This is a genomic window from Paracoccus sp. MKU1 (genome assembly GCF_001447385.1).
In the GTDB taxonomy this organism is placed as follows: Bacteria; Pseudomonadota; Alphaproteobacteria; order Rhodobacterales; family Rhodobacteraceae; genus Paracoccus.
The window spans coordinates 1-17,854 of the sequence record NZ_LLWQ01000108.1 but is presented as its reverse complement, the minus strand read 5'-3'; the positions used below and the strand labels follow the sequence as shown (position 1 = coordinate 17,854).

Below are 17,854 nucleotides of genomic sequence, written 5' to 3'. Positions count from 1 at the left end.
CCGCGTTGCAGCACGGTGACGTGGTGGCAGATATTCGCCACGACGCTCAGGTTGTGCTCGACCATCAGCACCGCGCGCTCGGTGGCGACGTCGCGGATGATGTCAGCGACCATGGCCACGTCCTCCTGGCCCATGCCCGCCATCGGCTCGTCGAGCAGCAGCACCTCGGGGTCGAGCGCCAGCGTGGTGGCGATCTCCAGCACGCGCTTGCGGCCATAGGACAGGTCGGCGGCGCGGTGGTCGCGCCAGCGCGCCAGGCCCAGCTGCTCGATCAGCTGGTCGGCGCGCGCGTCCAGCCGGTCGAGCGCGGACAAGGGCAGCCAGAACTGCGTCGCCAGCCCCGCCGGCCGCTGCAAGGCRACCTTGACGTTCTCGCGCACCGTCAGATGCGGGAAGACGGCCGAGATCTGGAAGCTGCGCACCAGCCCCATCCGCGCCACCTTGTCGGGCTTGGTCTGGGTGATGTCCTGGCCCAGAAGCGTGATCCGGCCCCGCGTCGGCTGCAGGAACTTGGTCAAGAGGTTGAACACCGTGGTCTTGCCGGCGCCGTTCGGCCCGATCAGCGCATGGATGCGCGCGTGCTCCACGTCCAGGTCGACATCGTTCACCGCCGTGAAACCCGCGAAATCCTTGCCGAGGCCGCGGGCGGACAGGACGGTTTCACCCTGTCGGTGCAATGCGTGACTGTCTGTTTTCATCATGTTCTCCGCTGTTCTGAAGAACCCGCCGGGCCGCTGGCGTGACCCGGCGGGCGGCGTTCACTTCACCAGCGGGCAGCCGCTCTTGGCCGGGTCCAGATAGGCCTGATCGCCCGGAACCGTGGCCAGCACGTTGTAGAAATCGGAATCGCCCTTCATGTCGCTCGGCGCCTTGACCTCGAGCAGATAGACATCCGAGACCATGCGCCCATTCGGCCAGACCGCGCCATTCGATGCAAAGGAGTCATTGACCGGCAATTCGTGCAGCTTGGCCGCGACCGCATCGGCATCGTCGGTGCCCGCTGCTTCGATGGCCTTGAGATATTGCAGCACGGCCGAATAGGTGCCGGCATGGATCATGTTGGGATAGACCCCGGCCTTGGCCTTGATCCGTTCGCCCAGTTCTCGCGAGGTGTCGTCGCGATCCCAGTAATAGGATTCCGCCAGATACAGTCCCTGTGCCGCTTCAGCGCCCAAGCCGCGCACTTCGGACAGGGTGACCAGAAGGGCCGCAAGCCTCTGCCCGCTCTGGGTGATGCCGAATTCCGCTGCCTGCTTGATGGCGCTTTGCGCGTCGAGACCGGCACTGGCCAGGCCGATCACCTTGGCGCCCGAGCTTTGCGCCTGCAGCAGAAAGGACGAGAAGTCGGGCGTGGACAGAGGATGGCGAACCGAGCCCAGAACCTGGCCGCCCGCCGCCTCGACCACGGTGCGGCCGCTGGCTTCCAGATTGTGGCCGAAGGCGTAGTCGGCAGTCAGGAAATACCAGCTGTCGCCGCCCTCCTTGACCAACGCGCCGCCCGTCACGTTAGACAGCATGTTGGTGTCGTAGACCCAATGGAAGCCATAGGACGTGCAAGCCTTGCCGGTCAGATCGGTCGTGGCCGAGCCCGTGGTGATGGTGATCTTCTTCATGTCATTCGACAGGCCCTGGACGGCAAGGGCGACCGCCGAATTGTTCAGGTCCATGATCGCATCGACCTGTTCGGTGTCATACCATTGCCGGGCGATATTCGAGGCGATATCGGTCTTGTTCTGGTGATCGGCGAAAACGATCTCGACCGGTTTGCCCAGAACCGTGCCGCCGAACTCCTCGACCGCGACGCGGGCCGCCTCGACCGAGGTGCGGCCGGTGGTGTCGGCATAGACGCCCGACTGGTCGTTCAAGATGCCGATCCTGACGATGCCGTCCGAGATCTCCTGGGCCAGTGCCGGAGCCGACAGCGCAGTCGTCGCCGCAAAGAGCGACAGCAGTTTTCTCATGGTATTCCTCCCCATTATCGTTCCGCACGACCGTTTTTCCATCGGTCGCCGCGGAAAATTGCTCAGTTCACGATGGTGGCTTCGGTGGCGGCGCGGATCTCGTCCCCAGTCACGCCATCGGCCAGTTCGATCAGGCGCAACCCGCCCGGCACGACGTCGAACACGCCCAGATTGGTGATGACGCGGTCCACCACGCCCTTGCCCGTCAGCGGCAAGGTGCATCGGCGTAAGAGCTTGCTTTCGCCGTCCTTGCTGGCGTGGTCCATGACCACGACCACGCGCCCGACCCCGGCGACAAGGTCCATCGCGCCGCCCATGCCCTTGACCAGCTTGCCGGGCACCATCCAGTTGGCGAGATCGCCGGTTTCCGACACCTGCATCGCGCCCAGGATGGCGGCGGCGATCTTGCCGCCCCGGATCATGGCAAAGCTCTCGGCGCTGTCGAAGAAGGCGGCGTGCGGCAGGGCGGTGACAGTCTGTTTGCCGGCGTTGATCAGGTCGGCATCGACTTCGTTCTCGGTCGGATAGGGACCGGCGCCCAGCATGCCGTTTTCGGAATGGAAGGTGATGGTCACCCCCTCGGGGATGAAGTTCGACACCCGCGTGGGAATGCCGATGCCAAGGTTGACATACATGCCGTCTTGCAACTCGGCGGCGGCGCGGCGCGCCATCTGATCGCGATCCCAGGCCATGTCTGTCCCTTACGCTGCGCGCAATATGCGTTGTTCGATGCGTTTTTCGTGCGGCCCCTGGATGATCCGATGCACGTAGATGCCGGGCAGGTGGATGTGGTCGGGGTCCAGACTGCCCGCCGGCACGATCTCTTCGACCTCGGCGATGCAGATGCGGCCGCATTTCGCCGCCGGCGGGTTGAAGTTGCGCGCCGTCTTGCGGAAGATCAGGTTGCCGGTCGGATCGGCCCTCCACGCCTTCACGATCGACAGGTCGGCGACAATGGCCTGTTCCAGGATATAGGTCTGGCCGCCGAAGTCCTTGTGCTCCTTGCCCTCGGCGATCACCGTGCCGACGCCGGTTTTCGTATAGAACCCGGGGATTCCGGCGCCGCCGGCGCGCATGCGCTCGGCCAGCGTGCCCTGCGGGTTGAACTCGACCTCCAGCTCGCCGGCGAGATATTGGCGCATGAACTCGCCGTTCTCGCCGACATAGGACGAGATCATCTTGTGGATCTGGCGCGTCTCCAGCAGCAGACCCAGCCCGAAATCGTCCACGCCGCAATTGTTTGAGGCGAATGTCAGATTGCGGATGCCGGATTTGCGAATCGCCTCGATCAGCAATTCGGGAATGCCGCAGAGGCCGAATCCCCCGGCCGCGATCAGCATCCCATCCCGCAAGATCCCGGCAAGTGCTTGGTCCGGCGTGTCGAAAACCTTTCCCATTCTCCCTCCTCCGCTTGTCTGCGGCGCTCCTCTGCAAACCGCTTGACTTGTCGTGATGACAATTACATTGTCCGACAATACAACAACCGTCAAGCGTTCTGTTGCAGGTAGGGCGAGGAGGAAGGAATGACGCAGCGCTGTTTCGTGGTAACGGGGGCCTCCAGCGGCCTGGGCGAGCATTTCGCCCGCAGGCTGGCCGCCGAAGGCCATCGCGTGGTGATGGTTGCGCGCAGCGGCGACAGGCTGGAGCGGATCGCGGCGGAGATCCGCGCTGCGGGTGGTCAGGCCGAATATGCCGTGGTGGATGTCACCGATGCCGATTCGGTCGCGGCGGGTTTCGACGGCATCGAGGGGCGCATCGACGTGCTGGTGAACAATGCCGGCATCAGCAACAACGAGCCGGCGCTGCAGACCACAGCCGATAACTTCGACCGCGTCATCGACACCAACCTGAAAGGCGTGTTCCTGTCCGCCCAGGCGGCGGCGCGGCGGATGCAGGGAACGGGCGGGGCCATCGTCAACGTGGCCTCGATCCTGGGGCTGCGGGTCGCCGGCAATGTCGCGGCCTATGCCGCATCCAAGGCGGCGGTGGTGCAGTTGACCCGCGCGCTGGCGCTGGAATGGGCGCGCCACGGCATCCGCGTCAACGCGCTGTGCCCCGGCTATATCGAGACGCCGTTGAACAGCGCTTTCTTCGCCACCGAGGCCGGGCAGGCGCTGATCCGGCGCATCCCGCAGCGCCGGCTGGGCCGGCTTGCCGATCTGGACGAACCGCTGCGGCTGCTATGCTCCGACAACGCGACCTATGTCACGGGCGCGATCCTTGCCGTCGATGGCGGCCATCTGGTTTCAAGCCTTTAAGGAGATGAGCATGGATTTTTCCATTTCCCCCGAAATCGAGGCCCTGCGCCGCGACATCGCCGCCTTCGTCGCGGACGAAATCCTGCCGCTGGAAAGCGATCCGGCGAGTTACGATGCGCATGAGAATATCGCCGTCGAGCCCCTGCGACGGCTGCGGGCCAAGGCGCGCGACAAGGGGCTGTGGTGCCTGCAATTGCCCGAAGCGCTTGGCGGCAGGGGCATCGGCCGGGTCGGCATGGCGGTCTGCTACGAAGAGATGAACCGCTCGATCTTCGGCCCGGTCGTCTTCAACTCGGCGGCGCCGGACGACGGCAACATGATGGTGATGGCCGCGCTTGGCACGCCCGAGCAGCAGGACTGGTGGCTGCGCCCCATCGTCGAGGGCAAGGTCCGCTCGGCCTTCGCCATGACCGAGCCGGCGCCGGGCGGCGGATCGGACCCCGGCATGATGCAGACGCGCGCCATGCGCGATGGCGATGATTACGTCGTCCACGGCCGCAAGTGGTTCATCACCGGCGCGGGCGAGGCCGAGCATTTCCTGCTGCTGGCCCGCACCTCGGACGATGCCCGGCGCGGCCATACCTGCTTCCTGTTCCACCGCGACGATCCCGGCTGGCAGATCACCCGCCGCATCCCGATCATGGGCCCCGAGGAACATGGCGGCCATTGCGAGCTGGTCTTCGACGGGCTGCGCATCCCGTCGCGCAACGTGGTGCTGGGCGAGGGGCGCGGGCTCAAGGTCGTGCAGACCCGGCTGGGCGTCGCGCGGCTGACCCATTGCATGCGCTGGCTGGGGCTGGCGAAGCGCTGCGTCGAGATCGCGACCGAATATGCGGAACGCCGCGAGGGTTTCGGCATCCGTCTGGCCGACCGTGAAAGTGTGCAGATCATGCTGGGCACGCTTTGCGCCGATATCGAGGTCGGGCGGCTTCTGGTGATGAAGGCGGCGTGGGAGCTGGACCGGGGCGGTTTCGCGCAGAAAGAGGTCTCGATGGCCAAGGTGCATGTCGCGAACCTGCTGCATCGCGCGGCGGACACGGCGATCCAGATCAACGGCGCGCGCGGCTATTCCAAGGATACCGTGGCCGAATGGATCTATCGCTATGCCCGGCAGGCACGTCTGGTCGATGGCGCGGACGAGGTGCACCGGATGATCCTGAACCGCGCCCTGGCCGGCGAAGGCCGCGATTTCTGGCGCTGGGACGTGGCGGAGGCCGCCAATGCTTGATGCCGATTTCGACATTACCCGGCTGGAGGGCTTCCTTGCTGATCGCTTCGGCCCCGGCCGGCTGGTGCTCGACCGTATCTCGGGCGGGCAATCCAATCCGACCTATGTGGTCGAATGGGGCGGCCGCAGGATGGTGCTGCGCAAGCAGCCGAACGGAGAGATCCTGCGCGGTGCCCATGCCATCGACCGCGAATATCGGGTCATGGCGGCGCTGGGAAAGACCGACGTGCCAGTGCCGCCAGTGGTGCTGTTCCATGGCGACCCGGATGTGCTGGGCACGCCCTTCTACCTCATGGAGTTCGTCGAGGGCCGGGTGTTTTCCGATTGCACCCTGCCGGACCGGACCCCCGAGGAGCGCCGGGCGATGTATCTTTCCATGGCCGAGACGCTGGCGCGGATGCATGCCGTTCGCCCCGATGCCGTGGGCCTGGGCGATTTCGGCCGCCCCGGCAATTACTTCGCCCGGCAGATGCGCCGCTGGGGCGGGCAATTGCGCGATTCCCCCAACAAAGGCCGGGCGCTGCTGGCGCTGGCCGAAACGCTGGAAGGGATGATTCCGCCCGATGACGGCCTCGTCTCGCTGGCGCATGGCGATTTCCGGCTGGGCAACATGCTGTTCCACCCGACCGAGCCGCGTGTCGTAGCCGTCCTCGACTGGGAACTTTCGACGCTGGGTCATCCGCTGGCCGATCTGGGCTTCTGCTGCATGCCCTGGCACACCGACCCACAGGAATATGGCGGCATCCTGGGTGCCGAGACCGAAGGCATCCCGACCGAGGCGGAATTCGTCGCGCATTACCGATCCTTCCTGCCGGCGGTGCCCGAGCCGACGCCGTTCCACCTGGCCTTCGCGCTGTTCCGTTTCGCGGTGATCTTCGTCGGAATCGCCGACCGGGCGGCGGCCGGCACGGCCTCGGCCCCCGATGCGGCGCGCTATGGGCCTCTTGCGCATCGCTTTGCACTGCGTGCATGGCAGGTTCTGGGAAAGCCGTGCTATGACGGCTGACACACGCCCAGAACCGCATGACAGCCGGAGATGCCGCAGATGGCCCGTTCACGCTCGGAAGCCGCCCTGATCCAGGTCGATACCGACCCGACCTACAAGCGGGTCGCCAAGGCGATCGAAGAGGCGATCATGTCCGGCCGCCTGAAGACCGGAGACACGCTGCCGACCGAGACCGAGCTGGCCGCCCAACTTGGCGTCAACCGCTCTACCGTGCGCGAGGGGATCCGGGCGCTGGAAAACGCCGACCTGATCGAACGCGGCGGGGCCAAGCGCCTGATCGTGCGGGTGCCGCAGGCGAGCAAGATCGCCTGGGTCAACACCCGCGCGCTGGGGCTGATGAATGTCAGCTTCCTTGATTTGTGGGAGTTGCAGTTGCAGGTCGAGCCCTTCGCCGCCGCGGTTGCGGCGGAGCGGATCGAGCCAGAGCTTCTGGAGGCGCTGCGCGAGAACGTGGCCCGGCTGGCCGAGCATCTGGACGACGACGAGAAGGTGACCTCGAACGATATCGAGTTCCACCGGCTTGTCGCGCAGGCGTCGTCGAATGCGGCGCTGTCGCTGGTCAGCGAGCCGATCCGAGTGCTGTTGTTTTCGGCCACGATCGACCTTTACGAGACGGTGCCGCAGGCCCGTCACCGGCTGCTGGAGGCGCATCGCGCCATCCTGGCCGAGATCGAAAAGGGCGACAGCGCCGAAGCCCGGCGCTGGATGGCCCGCCACATCGAGGATTTCCGGCGCGGATACGAGGTCGCGGGCTATGACCTGCGCGCCCCGATCCCCATCGACCCGCGCACGCAGGACCATTTCGGCTGAGCGCCGGGCCGGGCCGCATCCTCGATCCAAGCTGAACCCTTTGCCGCCGCGGCGGCGAAGCCATTCGCCGCGCCATGCCCGCTCGTGGCAGGACCGGCCATGTCTGGAAAGGATGAACCATGACCAATGTCGTGATCGCCAGTGCCGTGCGCACCGCAATCGGCGATTTCGGGCGCGCGCTGGCCGCGATCCCGCCCTGCGAACTGGGCGCGCTTGTCGCGGCCGAGGCGATTTCCCGCGCGCGCCTTGCGCCGGAGGCCGTGCAGCAGACCATTTTCGGCAACGTGATCCATACCGCGCCCGAGGACATGTATCTCGGCCGCGTCGCGGCCATGCGTGCGGGCGTGCCGGAAACCGCGCCGGCGCTGACCCTGAACCGGCTTTGCGGCTCGGGCTTGCAGGCGGTGGTGACGGCGGCCGAGCAGATCATGCTGGGCAATGCCGCGGTGGCCTTGGCCGGTGGCGCCGAAAGCATGAGCCGCGCTGGCCACCTGCTGTCTGTCCGCGCCGGCCAGAAGATGGGCGATGTCCGCGCCGTGGACATGATGGTCGGCGCGCTGACCGACCCCTTCGGTGGGATCCACATGGGCGCAACCGCCGAGAATGTCGCGGCACGTTGCGGCATCGACCGCGCCGCGCAGGACGCCTTTGCGCTGGAATCGCATCGCCGCGCTGCCGCCGCCATCGAGGCCGGGCATTTCCGCGACCAGATCCTGCCGGTCACGGTCCGGCAGGGCCGCAAGGAAGTGGTCTTCGACCGCGACGAGCATGTCCGCCCCGGCGTGACGGCGGATGACCTTGCCAAATTGCGCCCCGCCTTCAGCAAGGAGGGCAGCGTGACGGCGGGCAATGCCAGCGGGCTCAACGACGGCGCGGCGGCGCTGGTTCTGATGAGCGAGGCGGCAGCCGGCGCGGCCGAGGTTCGCCCGCTGGCCCGGATCGTCGCCTATGGGTTAGGCGGGGTCGCGCCCGATGTGATGGGGCTGGGTCCGATCCCGGCCTCGCGCCAGGCGCTGGAGCGCGCCGGGCTGGGCGTGCAGGATCTCGACGTGATCGAAAGCAACGAGGCCTTTGCCGCGCAGGCCTGCGCCGTCAGCGATGCGCTTGGCTTCGACCCGGCGCGGGTCAATCCGAATGGCGGCGCCGTGGCGCTTGGCCATCCCATCGGCGCCTCGGGCGCGATCATCCTGACCAAGCTGATCTACGAACTGAACCGGACCGGTGGCCGCTACGGTCTTGCCACCATGTGCATCGGCGGCGGCCAGGGCATCGCCCTGATCGTCGAGGCCCTGGGGGGCGCGGCATGAGGCTTTCCATCATCGGCGCCGGCACAATGGGCGGTGGCATTGCTATCACCAGCCTCAAGGTCGGTATCGCGACCGTAGTCGTTGACAGTACCGAGGTGGCGCTGGACCGGCTGTGCGAGCGGGTCGAGCGGCATCTCGCGCGCGAGGTTGAAAAGGGCCGCCTGGAGGCCGCCCGGGCCGAGGCTGCTCGCGCCTGCCTGACTGTTTCCACCGATCCTGGCACGGTTGCGGACAGCGACCTGCTGATCGAGGCGGTATTCGAGGATCTTGCCGTCAAGCACGACCTGTTGGCTCGGGTGCAGGGGCTGCTGCGGCCGGAGGCCGTGATCGCGACCAACACATCTTGTTTGCTGGTCGCGGATATCGCTAGGGTACTGGATGATCCGGGGCGTCTGCTCGGTCTGCATTATTTCAGCCCGGCCGAGATCTGCCCCACGGTCGAGGTGATCTCGACCGCCGGAACCCGCGCATCGTCGCGCCAGCTTGCGTTGGACTTCCTTGCGCGGACGGGCAAGTCGCCCTTGCCTTGCAAGGACAGTCCGGGCTTTGCGCTGAATCGTTTTTTCTGCCCCTATTGCAACGAAGCGGTGCGGCTGATGGACGAAGGCATCGCCACGCCGGGTCAGATCGATGCCGTGGCGGTTGACAGCTTCGGTGTGCCCGCGGGCCCGTTCCGGGTGATGAACCTGACCAAGCCGGTAATCATGCTGCTCGCGATGCAGGGGCTGGAACGGCTGGGTCCGTTCTATTGCCCCGCGCAAGGGCTGCTGCGGACCGGAGGCGATAGTGCGGATTGGGTGATCAACGAGGATCCGCCCGCCTTGTCCGATGACGTGCGGCGGGAAGTGGCCCGGCGCTTGACCCTGGCGCTGTGCCGCCCGGCAGCTGAGGTTCTGGCCGAGGGTTCGGTCGCGCCTGAGGATCTGGACCGGGGCGCGCGCGAGGCGCTGCGCTTCGGGCGCACCCCGATAACTCTGCTCGGGGAACTTTCGCCCGATGACAGGCGGCGGCTCGCGGCCATGGGCGAAGCGTCGTGAAACTGCTGTAAAAAGGGGGAGGGCACAGCGGCCTTCCCCCGCACCATTTAACGCAAAATCAGGCGGGCATCGAGATTGGCGAACCGGCCTAATGGCGCGTGCAGCCGCCGCGCCAGACGCGCGCTGCTGTCGGGCGCCCCCTAGCTCAGTAAAGCTCGATTCTGGCGTTCGTGCAGCGCGGTCATAGCGGCATCTAGCATCGTCTTTTTCGTCTGGCGGTAGCGCGCCGGATCCGGCCCGGCGCGCAAAGTATCAGGATCTGATGAACTTCAGAATGTCGGCGTTGACCACATCGGCATTCACCGTCAGCATCCCGTGCGAGAAGCCGGGATAGATGATCAGCTGGCTGTTCTGCAAAAGCTTGTCCTGCATGATCGCCGCGGCCTTGTAGGGCACGACCTGGTCGTCATCACCCTGCATCACCAGCGTGGGCACGGTGATCGCCTTCAGATCCTCGGTCTGGTCGGTTTCCGAAAACGCCTTGATGCCCTCGTAATGCGCCTTGGCGCTGCCCATCATGCCCTGGCGCCACCAGTTCTCGATCACGCCCTGCGAGACCTCCGCACCGTCGCGATTATAGCCGTAGAACGGCCCCGACGGCACGTCGAGGAAGAATTGCGCGCGGTTGGCGGCAAGCTGTGCGCGGAAATCATCGAAGACCTCGATCGGCGTGCCTTCGGGATTGTCGGGCGTCCTGACCATCAGCGGCGGCACCGCGCTGACCAGCACCGCCTTGGCCACGCGGCCCTGCGGCTGGCCATATTGCGCGACATAGCGCGCGACTTGGCCGCCGCCGGTGGAGTGGCCGATATGGATGGCGTTCCTCAGGTCCAGATGCTCGGCCACGGCCGAGGCGTCGGCGGCGTAATGGTCCATGTCATGACCCTCGCCGACCTGGGCCGAGCGGCCGTGCCCGCGCCGGTCATGGGCGACGACGCGATAACCCTGGGCCAGGAAGAACAGCATCTGGTTGTCCCAGTCGTCGGCGCTGAGCGGCCAGCCGTGGTGGAAGTGGATCGGCTGGGCGTCCCGTGGACCCCAGTCCTTGTAATAGATCTCGACGCCGTCCTTGGTGGTGACGAAGCTCATGGTCGTTCCTCCTGTGTTTAAGGTTCAGCCCCGGTCGGGGACGGTAATCGGGCGCGGCAGGTGCAGCGCCATCTGGGTGTCGCGGACCACGTCCAGCCGGATGATCCGGCTCGCGCCCAGACCGTCGAGCAAGCGGCTCATGGTGCCGCCGCCGCGGGTGACGGTGACACCCTTCGGCATGCTCACCTCGGCCAGTTCGGTCGGGTTCGACTGCACCAGCGTCTGGTGCCAGGCGCCGTCCAGCAGCCCGACCGAGATATTGGTGCCGATCTGCGATTGCGACGGCACCTGCCGCAACCGGGGCAGCGGCGCGCGGACGGCAAGGTCGGTGCTCCCATCGGGCGAGAGGATGCTGGCCGAGACCGCGCCGTCGAGGTTCAGCTCGATCTTCGCCAGCCATTTCGGCAGCTGATAGCCCATCACGCCGCGCAGGCGCGCGATCTCGGTATCGACAGGCAGCGCCAGGACATGGGCATGAAAGGTGCGGCGGCGGATGGAGTGCAGCAGTTCCAGCGGTCCAGGTTGGCGCGAGCCGGGGCGGCGCAGGATCACCGCGATCGAGACCTCGTTATAGGGGTCGTTGTCGCAGACGTGGTAGGAAAAATACGTCAGCGCCACCAACCCGTGCCGCGGCAGCGCATGCAGCGGCTCCAGCGGCGGTGGCAGCAGCGCGGCGAGTTTCGTCAGCGGTGCCAGAAACAGCAACTGCACAGTGCTTACGCGATAGTAGAAATTCGGACTCCAGGCCGGGCCGAAGCGAGTCTGCAACTGCACCTTGGGAATGCGGCGGAAGAAGTCGATATTTCCCGCCGCCGGATCGCGGGCAACTTCATCCAGGTCGGGATTCGAGCGGAAGCGGTCGTAATAGCCGCCTTTCGGCACCGCGACCTTGTGGCCGGCAAATTCGACCTCGACCGTCTCTTGTGTCATCTCTCGTCCTTCCGTCACTCCAAGCCGGCCCGTCGTCCGACAGGCGCCTGATTCCCGTTTGCCGGAATGACTGTAGCCCTTGAACCTAGGTTCAAGGTCAAGCGGGAATGGTCCGGGGCAAGTTCGCGGGCTCAACCCGGCGGGCAGGCGCGCGGTTCCGACGCTTATCCTTGCGCCTTTCGCTCCTGCAATTCGCCGATCAGCGCCTTGATGCGCCTCTCGCGCGCCTTGGCCTCGGCGATGATCGCATCGACGGCGGTCAGCTTCTTGGACAGAAGCTGGATCGCCTCGTCGCAGGAGATCGGATGCTCGCCCTCGGCGATCTCGACGCCGGCGATTTCCTTCAGCGAAAAGCCCAGGGACTGGGCCTGCTCGATGAAGCGCAGGATGGCGATCAGCTCCTCGGGATAATCGCGATAGCCGTTCTCGCCGCGGACGGCCGGCGCGATAATACCGCGTCGCTCGTAAAACCGGATGCGCGAGGTGGTCACGCCGGCCGCCTTGGCAATCTCGCCGATCTTCATGCTCGCCCCTTGACCTTGAACCTAAGTTCAAACCCTATATCGCCTTGCGTCACGATGCAAAGGATCTTGTCGCATGCGGCCGGCAGCTAAGGGCTGGGCGTGTCGGAGGAAGCGCCCAAGGGAGCGTGAGGGGTGACATCGAAGTCCCTATGATTGCTCGGCCCGTTGCGGTCGGTCGGCCTCAGCCGATGCTGCGGGGCAGCCCTCCCGAAAGCAGCCGCTCAATCAGTTATGCGGCAGAATACTTGCCCTGGTAGCGATGCGGGACGTGTCAGTTGCTCCGTGAACGGTCGACGCGGGGCGCCAACGGAGGCAGCCGTACGGGGCAATGTGCTCTGAGCAGCATGCTGCGTGTACTGGCTGGCCAAGATGCTTACGAAAGTCGTCAGCCTCAACACCTTATGCTGACGACCGGGGCCGTTACGGTCAACAGGAACCTGCTGGCCCGGTCCGCCAAAATCGGTGGTCAGCCGGCGGCCGGCTCGGCCTGCCGGCTTGCCTCCAGCTGGGCCATCATGGCCTCGATCCTTTGCTTGCGGCTTCGGGCCTCGGCGATGAGGGCGGTTATGGTCTTGTGCTTTTCCGCGAGCATGGCCAGCGCGTCGGTGCAGGAGACGATGTGCGGGCCGTCATGGATCTCGACGCTGGCGATTTCCTTTAGCGTGAAGCCGAGATCCTGCGCCTGCTCGATGAAGCGCAGCCGGGCCACCAGGTCGGGCGGGTAGTCGCGATAGCTGTTCGCACCCCGCTCGGCCGCTGGAATGATGCCCTCGCGCTCGTAGAAACGGATGCGCGAGGTGCTCACGCCGGCCGCTCGGGCGATGTCGCCGATTTTCATTGCCGGTCCCCTTGACCTTAAACCTAGGTTCAAAGGTTATATGGGTTGCGAGCCGAAAACAAGGATCGCAGAGATGTTCGACAATACCCAACACACGCCGCTTTTTCAGCCTCTGACCCTGCCCGGCGGCCAAGTCATCCCGAACCGCATCGCCAAGGCCTCGATGGAGGAAAACATGGCCGACGACCGGCATCTGCCGGGCAAGGCGCTGCTGGGCCTCTACCGGCAATGGGGCGCGGGCGGCACCGGGCTGATCCTGACCGGCAACGTCATGGTCGCGGCAGATGCGGTCACCGGGCCGGGTGGGGTGGTTCTGGACGACCGCCAGCCGCTGGCGCCGTTCCAGGACTGGGCGCGCGCCGCAAAGGCGCAAGGCGCGCGGATCTGGATGCAGATCAACCATCCCGGCCGGCAGGTGTTTGCCAGGACCAACTCCGAGGCGATCGCGCCCTCGGCGGTGCCGGTCGAGATGGAGCGCTATTCCAGCCTGTTCACCAAACCCCGCGCCATGACCGAGGCCGAGATCCTCCGCACCATCGGCCAGTTCGCCACCACGGCCGCGCTGGCCGAGAAGGCCGGCTTCGACGGGGTGGAGATTCACGCGGCGCATGGCTACCTGCTGAGCCAGTTCCTGTCGCCGCTGACCAACCGGCGTCAGGACCAATGGGGCGGTTCGCTGGAAAACCGCGCGCGCATCCTGATCGGGATCGTCCGTGCCACGCGGGCGCGGGTGGGCGCAGGCTTTGGTGTCGGAGTCAAGCTGAACTCGGCCGATTTCCAGAAGGGCGGCTTCGACGCCGAAGATGCGGCGGCGGTGGTGCGGCTCCTGAATGCCGAGGCCGTCGATCTGGTCGAGATCTCGGGTGGCAGCTACGAGAGCCCCGCCATGCACGGCCGTGCCAAGGACGCCCCGAAACGTGCCAGCACCGCGCGGCGCGAGGCTTATTTCCTCGACTTCGCCCGCGACATCGTGGCGGTGGCGGCGATGCCGGTCATGGTCACCGGCGGGATCCGCAGCCGCGCGGTGGCCGAGGATGCGCTCGCCCCCGAGGATGGCCGCCCCGGCGTCGCCATGGTCGGGATCGCGCAGGCGCTGGCCTATGCGCCGGACCTGCCCGACCGCTGGAAGCGGGCCGAGGCGGTGATCGACGTTCCGCGCGTCGAATGGAAAAGCAGCCTTGCCAGCATGGCCACGATGGCGCTGACCAAGCTGCAGATGCAGCGCATGGGACGGGGCCAGCGCCCAACCTTCCGCGCGTGGGCCCCCCTTGTCCTGCTGCGCGACCAGTTGCGCACCCGCCGGCTGAACACGCGCTATCGCCGCTGGCTGGAGGGCCGGACATGAAACGCATCCTGCATGTCGTCAGCAACGTTGCCCATTACGCCGACCCCGACCACCCGACCGGGCTTTGGCTATCGGAACTGACACACGCCTGGGATGTCTTTGCGGCGCGGGGCTGGGATCAGCGGCTCGTCAGCCCCGCGGGAGGGCGCTCGCCGCTGGAACCGCGGGCTCTGAAATGGCCGCTGCTGGACGCCAGCGCGAAGTCTTGGCTGAACGATCCGGCCAAGATGGCGCTGCTGGGGCAGACCGCAAGCCCCGACCAGATCGACCCGGCCGATTTCGACGCGATCTATTTCACCGGCGGCCATGCGGTGATGTGGGACTTCCCCGACAGCCCCGGCCTGCAACACCTGACACGCGAGATCTGGGAGGCGGGAAAGATCGTCAGTTCCGTCTGCCACGGCTATTGCGGGCTTCTGAACACCCGCCTCTCGGACGGGAGGCTTCTGGTCGAGGGCCGCCGCCTGACCGGGTTTTCCTGGCGCGAGGAGGTGCTGGCCGGCGTCGCGCGGCATATGCCCTACAACGCCGAGGCCGAGATGACGGCGCGCGGCGCGCGTTACACCAAGGCGCTGCTGCCCTTCGTTTCCTGCACCGTCAGCGACGGGCGGCTGATCACCGGGCAGAACCCCGGTTCGGCCAAAGCGACGGCGAAGGCGGTCGCAAAGCAGCTCTCCCAGAACGCCTGACCTGCCGGAGAACGACCATGACCGATCTTGCCGACATCCTCGCCCGCCAGCGCGCGGCCTTCCTGCATGACGGCGCGCCCGATCTGGCGCAGCGCCGTGCCGATCTCGACACCCTGCGCCGCGCCATCGCCGCGCGCCGACCGCAGATCGAGGCCGCGATCAACGCCGATTTCGGCCACCGCTCGCGTCATGAGACGGCGATGATGGAGATCCTGCCGACCTTGCAGGGCATCGCTTACCTGTCGCGCAACCTGCGCCGCTTCATGCGGCCCGAGCGGCGCCATGTGGACTGGGCCTTCCGCCTTGGCCGCGCCCGCATCGAATACCAGCCTCTGGGCGTCGTCGGCATCATCTCGCCGTGGAATTACCCGCTGTCGCTGGCGATGATGCCATTGGCGACGGCGCTGGCCGCCGGCAATCGCGCGATGATCAAACCGTCCGAGTTCACGCCACAGACCAGCAAACTCCTGACCGACCTGCTGGCAGAGATCTTCCCGGCCGAGAAGGTCGCAGTCGTGCAGGGCGATGCCGAGACCGGCAGGGCCTTCACGGCGCTGCCTTTCGATCACATCCTGTTCACCGGCAGCACGCCGGTGGGCAAGGCGGTGATGCGTGCGGCGGCGGACAATCTGGTCCCGGTTACGCTGGAGCTTGGCGGCAAATCCCCGGTGATCGTGGCCCCCGGTGCTGCCACCGAGGCGAATGTCGCCAATATCGCCTTCGGCAAGCTGGCTAATGCGGGCCAGACCTGCATCGCCCCCGATTATGCGCTGGTCCACGAGGATGATCTGGCCGTGTTCCGCAGCGGCTTTGAACGCGCGGTGGCGCATATGTATCCGGCCGGCCCTTCCGGTGCCGACTACAGCGCCATCATCACCGCCCGGCATTTCGACCGGCTCGAGGGCCTTTTGAGCGATGCCGCCGCCAAGGGGGCCGAAGTCGTCCGCCTTGGCGCGCCTGTGTCCGAGGCCCGGCCGCAGACCCTCGCCCCGGCCCTGGTCTTCGATGCCACTGACGCGATGGAGGTCATGCAGCAGGAAATCTTCGGCCCGATCCTGCCGGTCGTATCCTATCGCAGCATCGACGAGGTCATCGCCTTCGTGAACGCGCGCCCGCGCCCGCTGGCGCTTTATCACTTCGGCGCGGAGGGTGCCGACCGGCGGCGGCTCCTGGACCGTACCACCTCTGGCAATGTCGGGCTGAACACCACCCTGATGCATTACGCGCAGGACGACCTGCCCTTCGGCGGCATCGGCGCCAGCGGCATCGGCGCCTATCACGGGATCGAAGGCTTCCGCGCCATGAGCCACGCCAAGGGCATCTACGCCCAGAGCCGCTGGAACGGGGCGAACCTGCTGCGCGCGCCCTTCGGCCCAGGGTCCGACCGGCTCCTCAACGCCCTGCTGTCAGAGCGTTGGCACCGGTTCCGGGAAACCCTCTCTCGCATCCTCTGACCTTTTTTGCGCCTCAAGCAACAAACCCATCCAAGGAGATCATCATGCCCAAAACCAACCGCAGACGCTGGCTCTGGCCGGCCGCCGCCGTCGTGGCGCTTGGCGGCGCTGCCGCGCTCTTCGGGCCCAACCTTGCCCTTGAGAACGCCAGGCTGACCACGCTTGCCGCCGGATCCGCCCAGCCCATCGCGGATCGCGACGCCGCAAACACCGCCACCGTCGATCTGGCGGGCCATGTCGTGCCGGTGCTGGAAGGCGGGCTCTTCGACCGCTACCGCTCCAACCCGCCGCTGACGGTCGTGCAGGCCGAACGTCCGGCGCTGGATCTGAACTGGTTCGAGGGCATCGCCAAGGAGAAAAAAGAGGTGGGCTTCACCACCTGGTCTCCGAACTTCTACTACGACAACAGCAGCATCACCGCGATCTACACCGCCGACATGGCCAGCATCGAGCGCCTGATCCCGCCCGAGGTGAGGGCGGTCGTCCAGCCGATCTCCTTCGCGCCCGGCAAGGGGCTGGTCGCGATCACCTCCTACGCCTACCACTATTGCGACAATGACAGCTACAACGAGCTGTCGATCTCGGTCGTCACCACCCGGCCCGATCAGGGCAACTGGGGCCTGATCTCGCTGATGGGCCAGCTGAACGACCAGAGCCTCTGGGGCTATGTCCTCAAACTGCCGGTCGACACCGAGCTTGCGCGCGTGCGGGGCGTCGTCGGCTACAACCTGCCGAAATGGAAGATCCCGATCGCCTACAGCGCCGAGGGCGAGACGGTGGCCTTCACCTATTACGATGAGGCGGGCGATGTCGATTTCTCGATGACCGGCAAGAAGCTGGACACGGCCGGCGCCGCCCCGACGGTCTCGCGGATGAACTTCGTGAACCTGGACGCGCAGGGACGGGTGACGCATGGCTTCTCGGACGTGCGGGCGGTGGAACGGGCCAGCAGCCGCGCGGGCGGGGATGTCGAGCTTACCTTGGGCGAGGGTCCGCTGTAACCGACCGATTGTTACCGCGGCGATTGGGTTTTGATGCGGGCGACGAGTTCCGCGTCATCGACAAAGTCGTCGAGGAACGCGTGCCAGGTTTCGGTGGTGATGCGCGCGTCCCTGAGCATGTCTTTCAGTTCATCGATACCGTCATCGGTCAGGGCGGTGACGGTGTCATCCGGGCCGGTATAGACGCTGATGATCGAGCCATAGGTCAGGTTGTCGTCGTTGTAGACGATGGCTTTGAGAAGCTCGGGGTCTTCGCCCAGCATCTTTGCGATGTAGTCGAGGGTGCAGACGTGGGTGACGGTTGCCATCAGGCGGCCTCGTGCAGGGCGGAGGGCAGCGGCGACCAGTTCCAGGGCAACAGATCGTCGAGCCGATTG

At 66.2% G+C, this 17,854-nt stretch carries 19 protein-coding genes; 10 read left to right on the top strand and 9 right to left on the bottom strand.

Features of this window, described 5'->3' with window-relative positions:
- From AQY21_RS07120 to AQY21_RS07105, 4 genes are all read right to left on the bottom strand, one after another.
- Window positions 1-698: ABC transporter ATP-binding protein (locus tag AQY21_RS07120; RefSeq protein WP_058097036.1), on the bottom strand; the 698-nt coding region annotated here is incomplete at its 3' end.
- Window positions 699-758: 60 nt separating this feature from the next.
- Window positions 759-1,961 carry an ABC transporter substrate-binding protein gene (locus AQY21_RS07115; RefSeq protein ID WP_058097035.1) on the bottom strand — a complete coding sequence of 401 codons (1,203 nt, stop codon included), beginning with the start codon at window positions 1,959-1,961 and terminating at the stop codon, window positions 759-761.
- 62 nt (window positions 1,962-2,023) lie between these two features.
- Window positions 2,024-2,653 (bottom strand): 3-oxoacid CoA-transferase subunit B, encoded by a 630-nt coding sequence (locus AQY21_RS07110; protein WP_058097034.1) that lies wholly within the window; start codon window positions 2,651-2,653, stop codon window positions 2,024-2,026.
- 9 nt (window positions 2,654-2,662) lie between these two features.
- Window positions 2,663-3,358: a CoA transferase subunit A gene (locus AQY21_RS07105; protein ID WP_058097033.1), complete on the bottom strand. Its 696-nt coding sequence runs from the start codon at window positions 3,356-3,358 to the stop codon at window positions 2,663-2,665.
- A gap of 126 nt (window positions 3,359-3,484) precedes the next feature.
- Here AQY21_RS07105 and AQY21_RS07100 point away from each other — a divergent pair, with 126 nt between their 5' ends.
- The 6 genes from AQY21_RS07100 (at window position 3,485) to AQY21_RS07075 (ending at window position 9,607) form a co-directional block, all read left to right on the top strand.
- Window positions 3,485-4,219 (top strand): SDR family NAD(P)-dependent oxidoreductase, encoded by a 735-nt coding sequence (locus AQY21_RS07100; protein WP_058097032.1) that lies wholly within the window; start codon window positions 3,485-3,487, stop codon window positions 4,217-4,219.
- A gap of 10 nt (window positions 4,220-4,229) precedes the next feature.
- The gene (locus AQY21_RS07095; protein ID WP_058097031.1) at window positions 4,230-5,447 is read left to right on the top strand and encodes an acyl-CoA dehydrogenase family protein; all 1,218 of its coding nucleotides are present in this window, start codon (window positions 4,230-4,232) and stop codon (window positions 5,445-5,447) included.
- A complete protein-coding gene (locus AQY21_RS07090; protein ID WP_058097030.1) occupies window positions 5,440-6,453 on the top strand; it encodes a phosphotransferase in 1,014 nt (337 codons plus the stop codon). The genes AQY21_RS07095 and AQY21_RS07090 overlap by 8 nt, the downstream gene beginning before the upstream one ends.
- A gap of 39 nt (window positions 6,454-6,492) precedes the next feature.
- On the top strand, window positions 6,493-7,263 hold the full coding sequence (locus tag AQY21_RS07085) for a FadR/GntR family transcriptional regulator (protein ID WP_065169904.1): 771 nt from the start codon (window positions 6,493-6,495) through the stop codon (window positions 7,261-7,263).
- Between the two features lie 119 nt (window positions 7,264-7,382).
- Complete coding sequence (gene bktB, locus AQY21_RS07080) at window positions 7,383-8,570, top strand: beta-ketothiolase BktB (protein WP_058097028.1); 1,188 nt, start codon at window positions 7,383-7,385, stop codon at window positions 8,568-8,570.
- Window positions 8,567-9,607 carry a 3-hydroxyacyl-CoA dehydrogenase family protein gene (locus tag AQY21_RS07075; RefSeq protein WP_058097027.1) on the top strand — a complete coding sequence of 347 codons (1,041 nt, stop codon included), beginning with the start codon at window positions 8,567-8,569 and terminating at the stop codon, window positions 9,605-9,607. The genes bktB and AQY21_RS07075 overlap by 4 nt, the downstream gene beginning before the upstream one ends.
- 252 nt (window positions 9,608-9,859) lie before the next feature.
- Here AQY21_RS07075 and AQY21_RS07070 read toward each other — a convergent pair whose 3' ends face one another.
- The 4 genes from AQY21_RS07070 to AQY21_RS07055 form a co-directional block, all read right to left on the bottom strand.
- Window positions 9,860-10,696: an alpha/beta fold hydrolase gene (locus AQY21_RS07070; protein WP_058097026.1), complete on the bottom strand. Its 837-nt coding sequence runs from the start codon at window positions 10,694-10,696 to the stop codon at window positions 9,860-9,862.
- Between the two features lie 24 nt (window positions 10,697-10,720).
- The gene (locus AQY21_RS07065) at window positions 10,721-11,626 is read right to left on the bottom strand and encodes an acetoacetate decarboxylase family protein (RefSeq protein WP_058097025.1); all 906 of its coding nucleotides are present in this window, start codon (window positions 11,624-11,626) and stop codon (window positions 10,721-10,723) included.
- 164 nt (window positions 11,627-11,790) lie between these two features.
- Window positions 11,791-12,150, bottom strand: coding sequence for a MerR family transcriptional regulator (locus tag AQY21_RS07060; protein WP_058097024.1), 360 nt, complete (start codon window positions 12,148-12,150; stop codon window positions 11,791-11,793).
- Window positions 12,151-12,616: 466 nt separating this feature from the next.
- Window positions 12,617-12,988, bottom strand: coding sequence for a MerR family transcriptional regulator (locus AQY21_RS07055; protein WP_058097023.1), 372 nt, complete (start codon window positions 12,986-12,988; stop codon window positions 12,617-12,619).
- Window positions 12,989-13,061: 73 nt separating this feature from the next.
- Here AQY21_RS07055 and AQY21_RS07050 point away from each other — a divergent pair, with 73 nt between their 5' ends.
- From AQY21_RS07050 to AQY21_RS07035, 4 genes are read left to right on the top strand one after another with little or no spacing between them, the layout of a single operon-like run.
- A complete protein-coding gene (locus tag AQY21_RS07050) occupies window positions 13,062-14,333 on the top strand; it encodes an NADH:flavin oxidoreductase/NADH oxidase family protein (protein ID WP_058097022.1) in 1,272 nt (423 codons plus the stop codon).
- Entirely contained in the window at window positions 14,330-15,022 is a 693-nt protein-coding gene (locus tag AQY21_RS07045; RefSeq protein ID WP_058097021.1) for a type 1 glutamine amidotransferase domain-containing protein, read from the top strand. The genes AQY21_RS07050 and AQY21_RS07045 overlap by 4 nt, the downstream gene beginning before the upstream one ends.
- Window positions 14,923-16,476 (top strand): coniferyl aldehyde dehydrogenase, encoded by a 1,554-nt coding sequence (locus AQY21_RS07040; RefSeq protein WP_369807751.1) that lies wholly within the window; start codon window positions 14,923-14,925, stop codon window positions 16,474-16,476. The genes AQY21_RS07045 and AQY21_RS07040 overlap by 100 nt, the downstream gene beginning before the upstream one ends.
- A gap of 44 nt (window positions 16,477-16,520) precedes the next feature.
- Window positions 16,521-17,477 (top strand): hypothetical protein, encoded by a 957-nt coding sequence (locus tag AQY21_RS07035; RefSeq protein WP_058097019.1) that lies wholly within the window; start codon window positions 16,521-16,523, stop codon window positions 17,475-17,477.
- 11 nt (window positions 17,478-17,488) lie between these two features.
- On the opposite strand, the gene AQY21_RS07030 is transcribed toward AQY21_RS07035, so the two are convergent.
- A partial coding sequence (locus AQY21_RS07030; RefSeq protein ID WP_238986710.1) for a hypothetical protein occupies window positions 17,489-17,854 on the bottom strand: 366 nt, incomplete at its 5' end.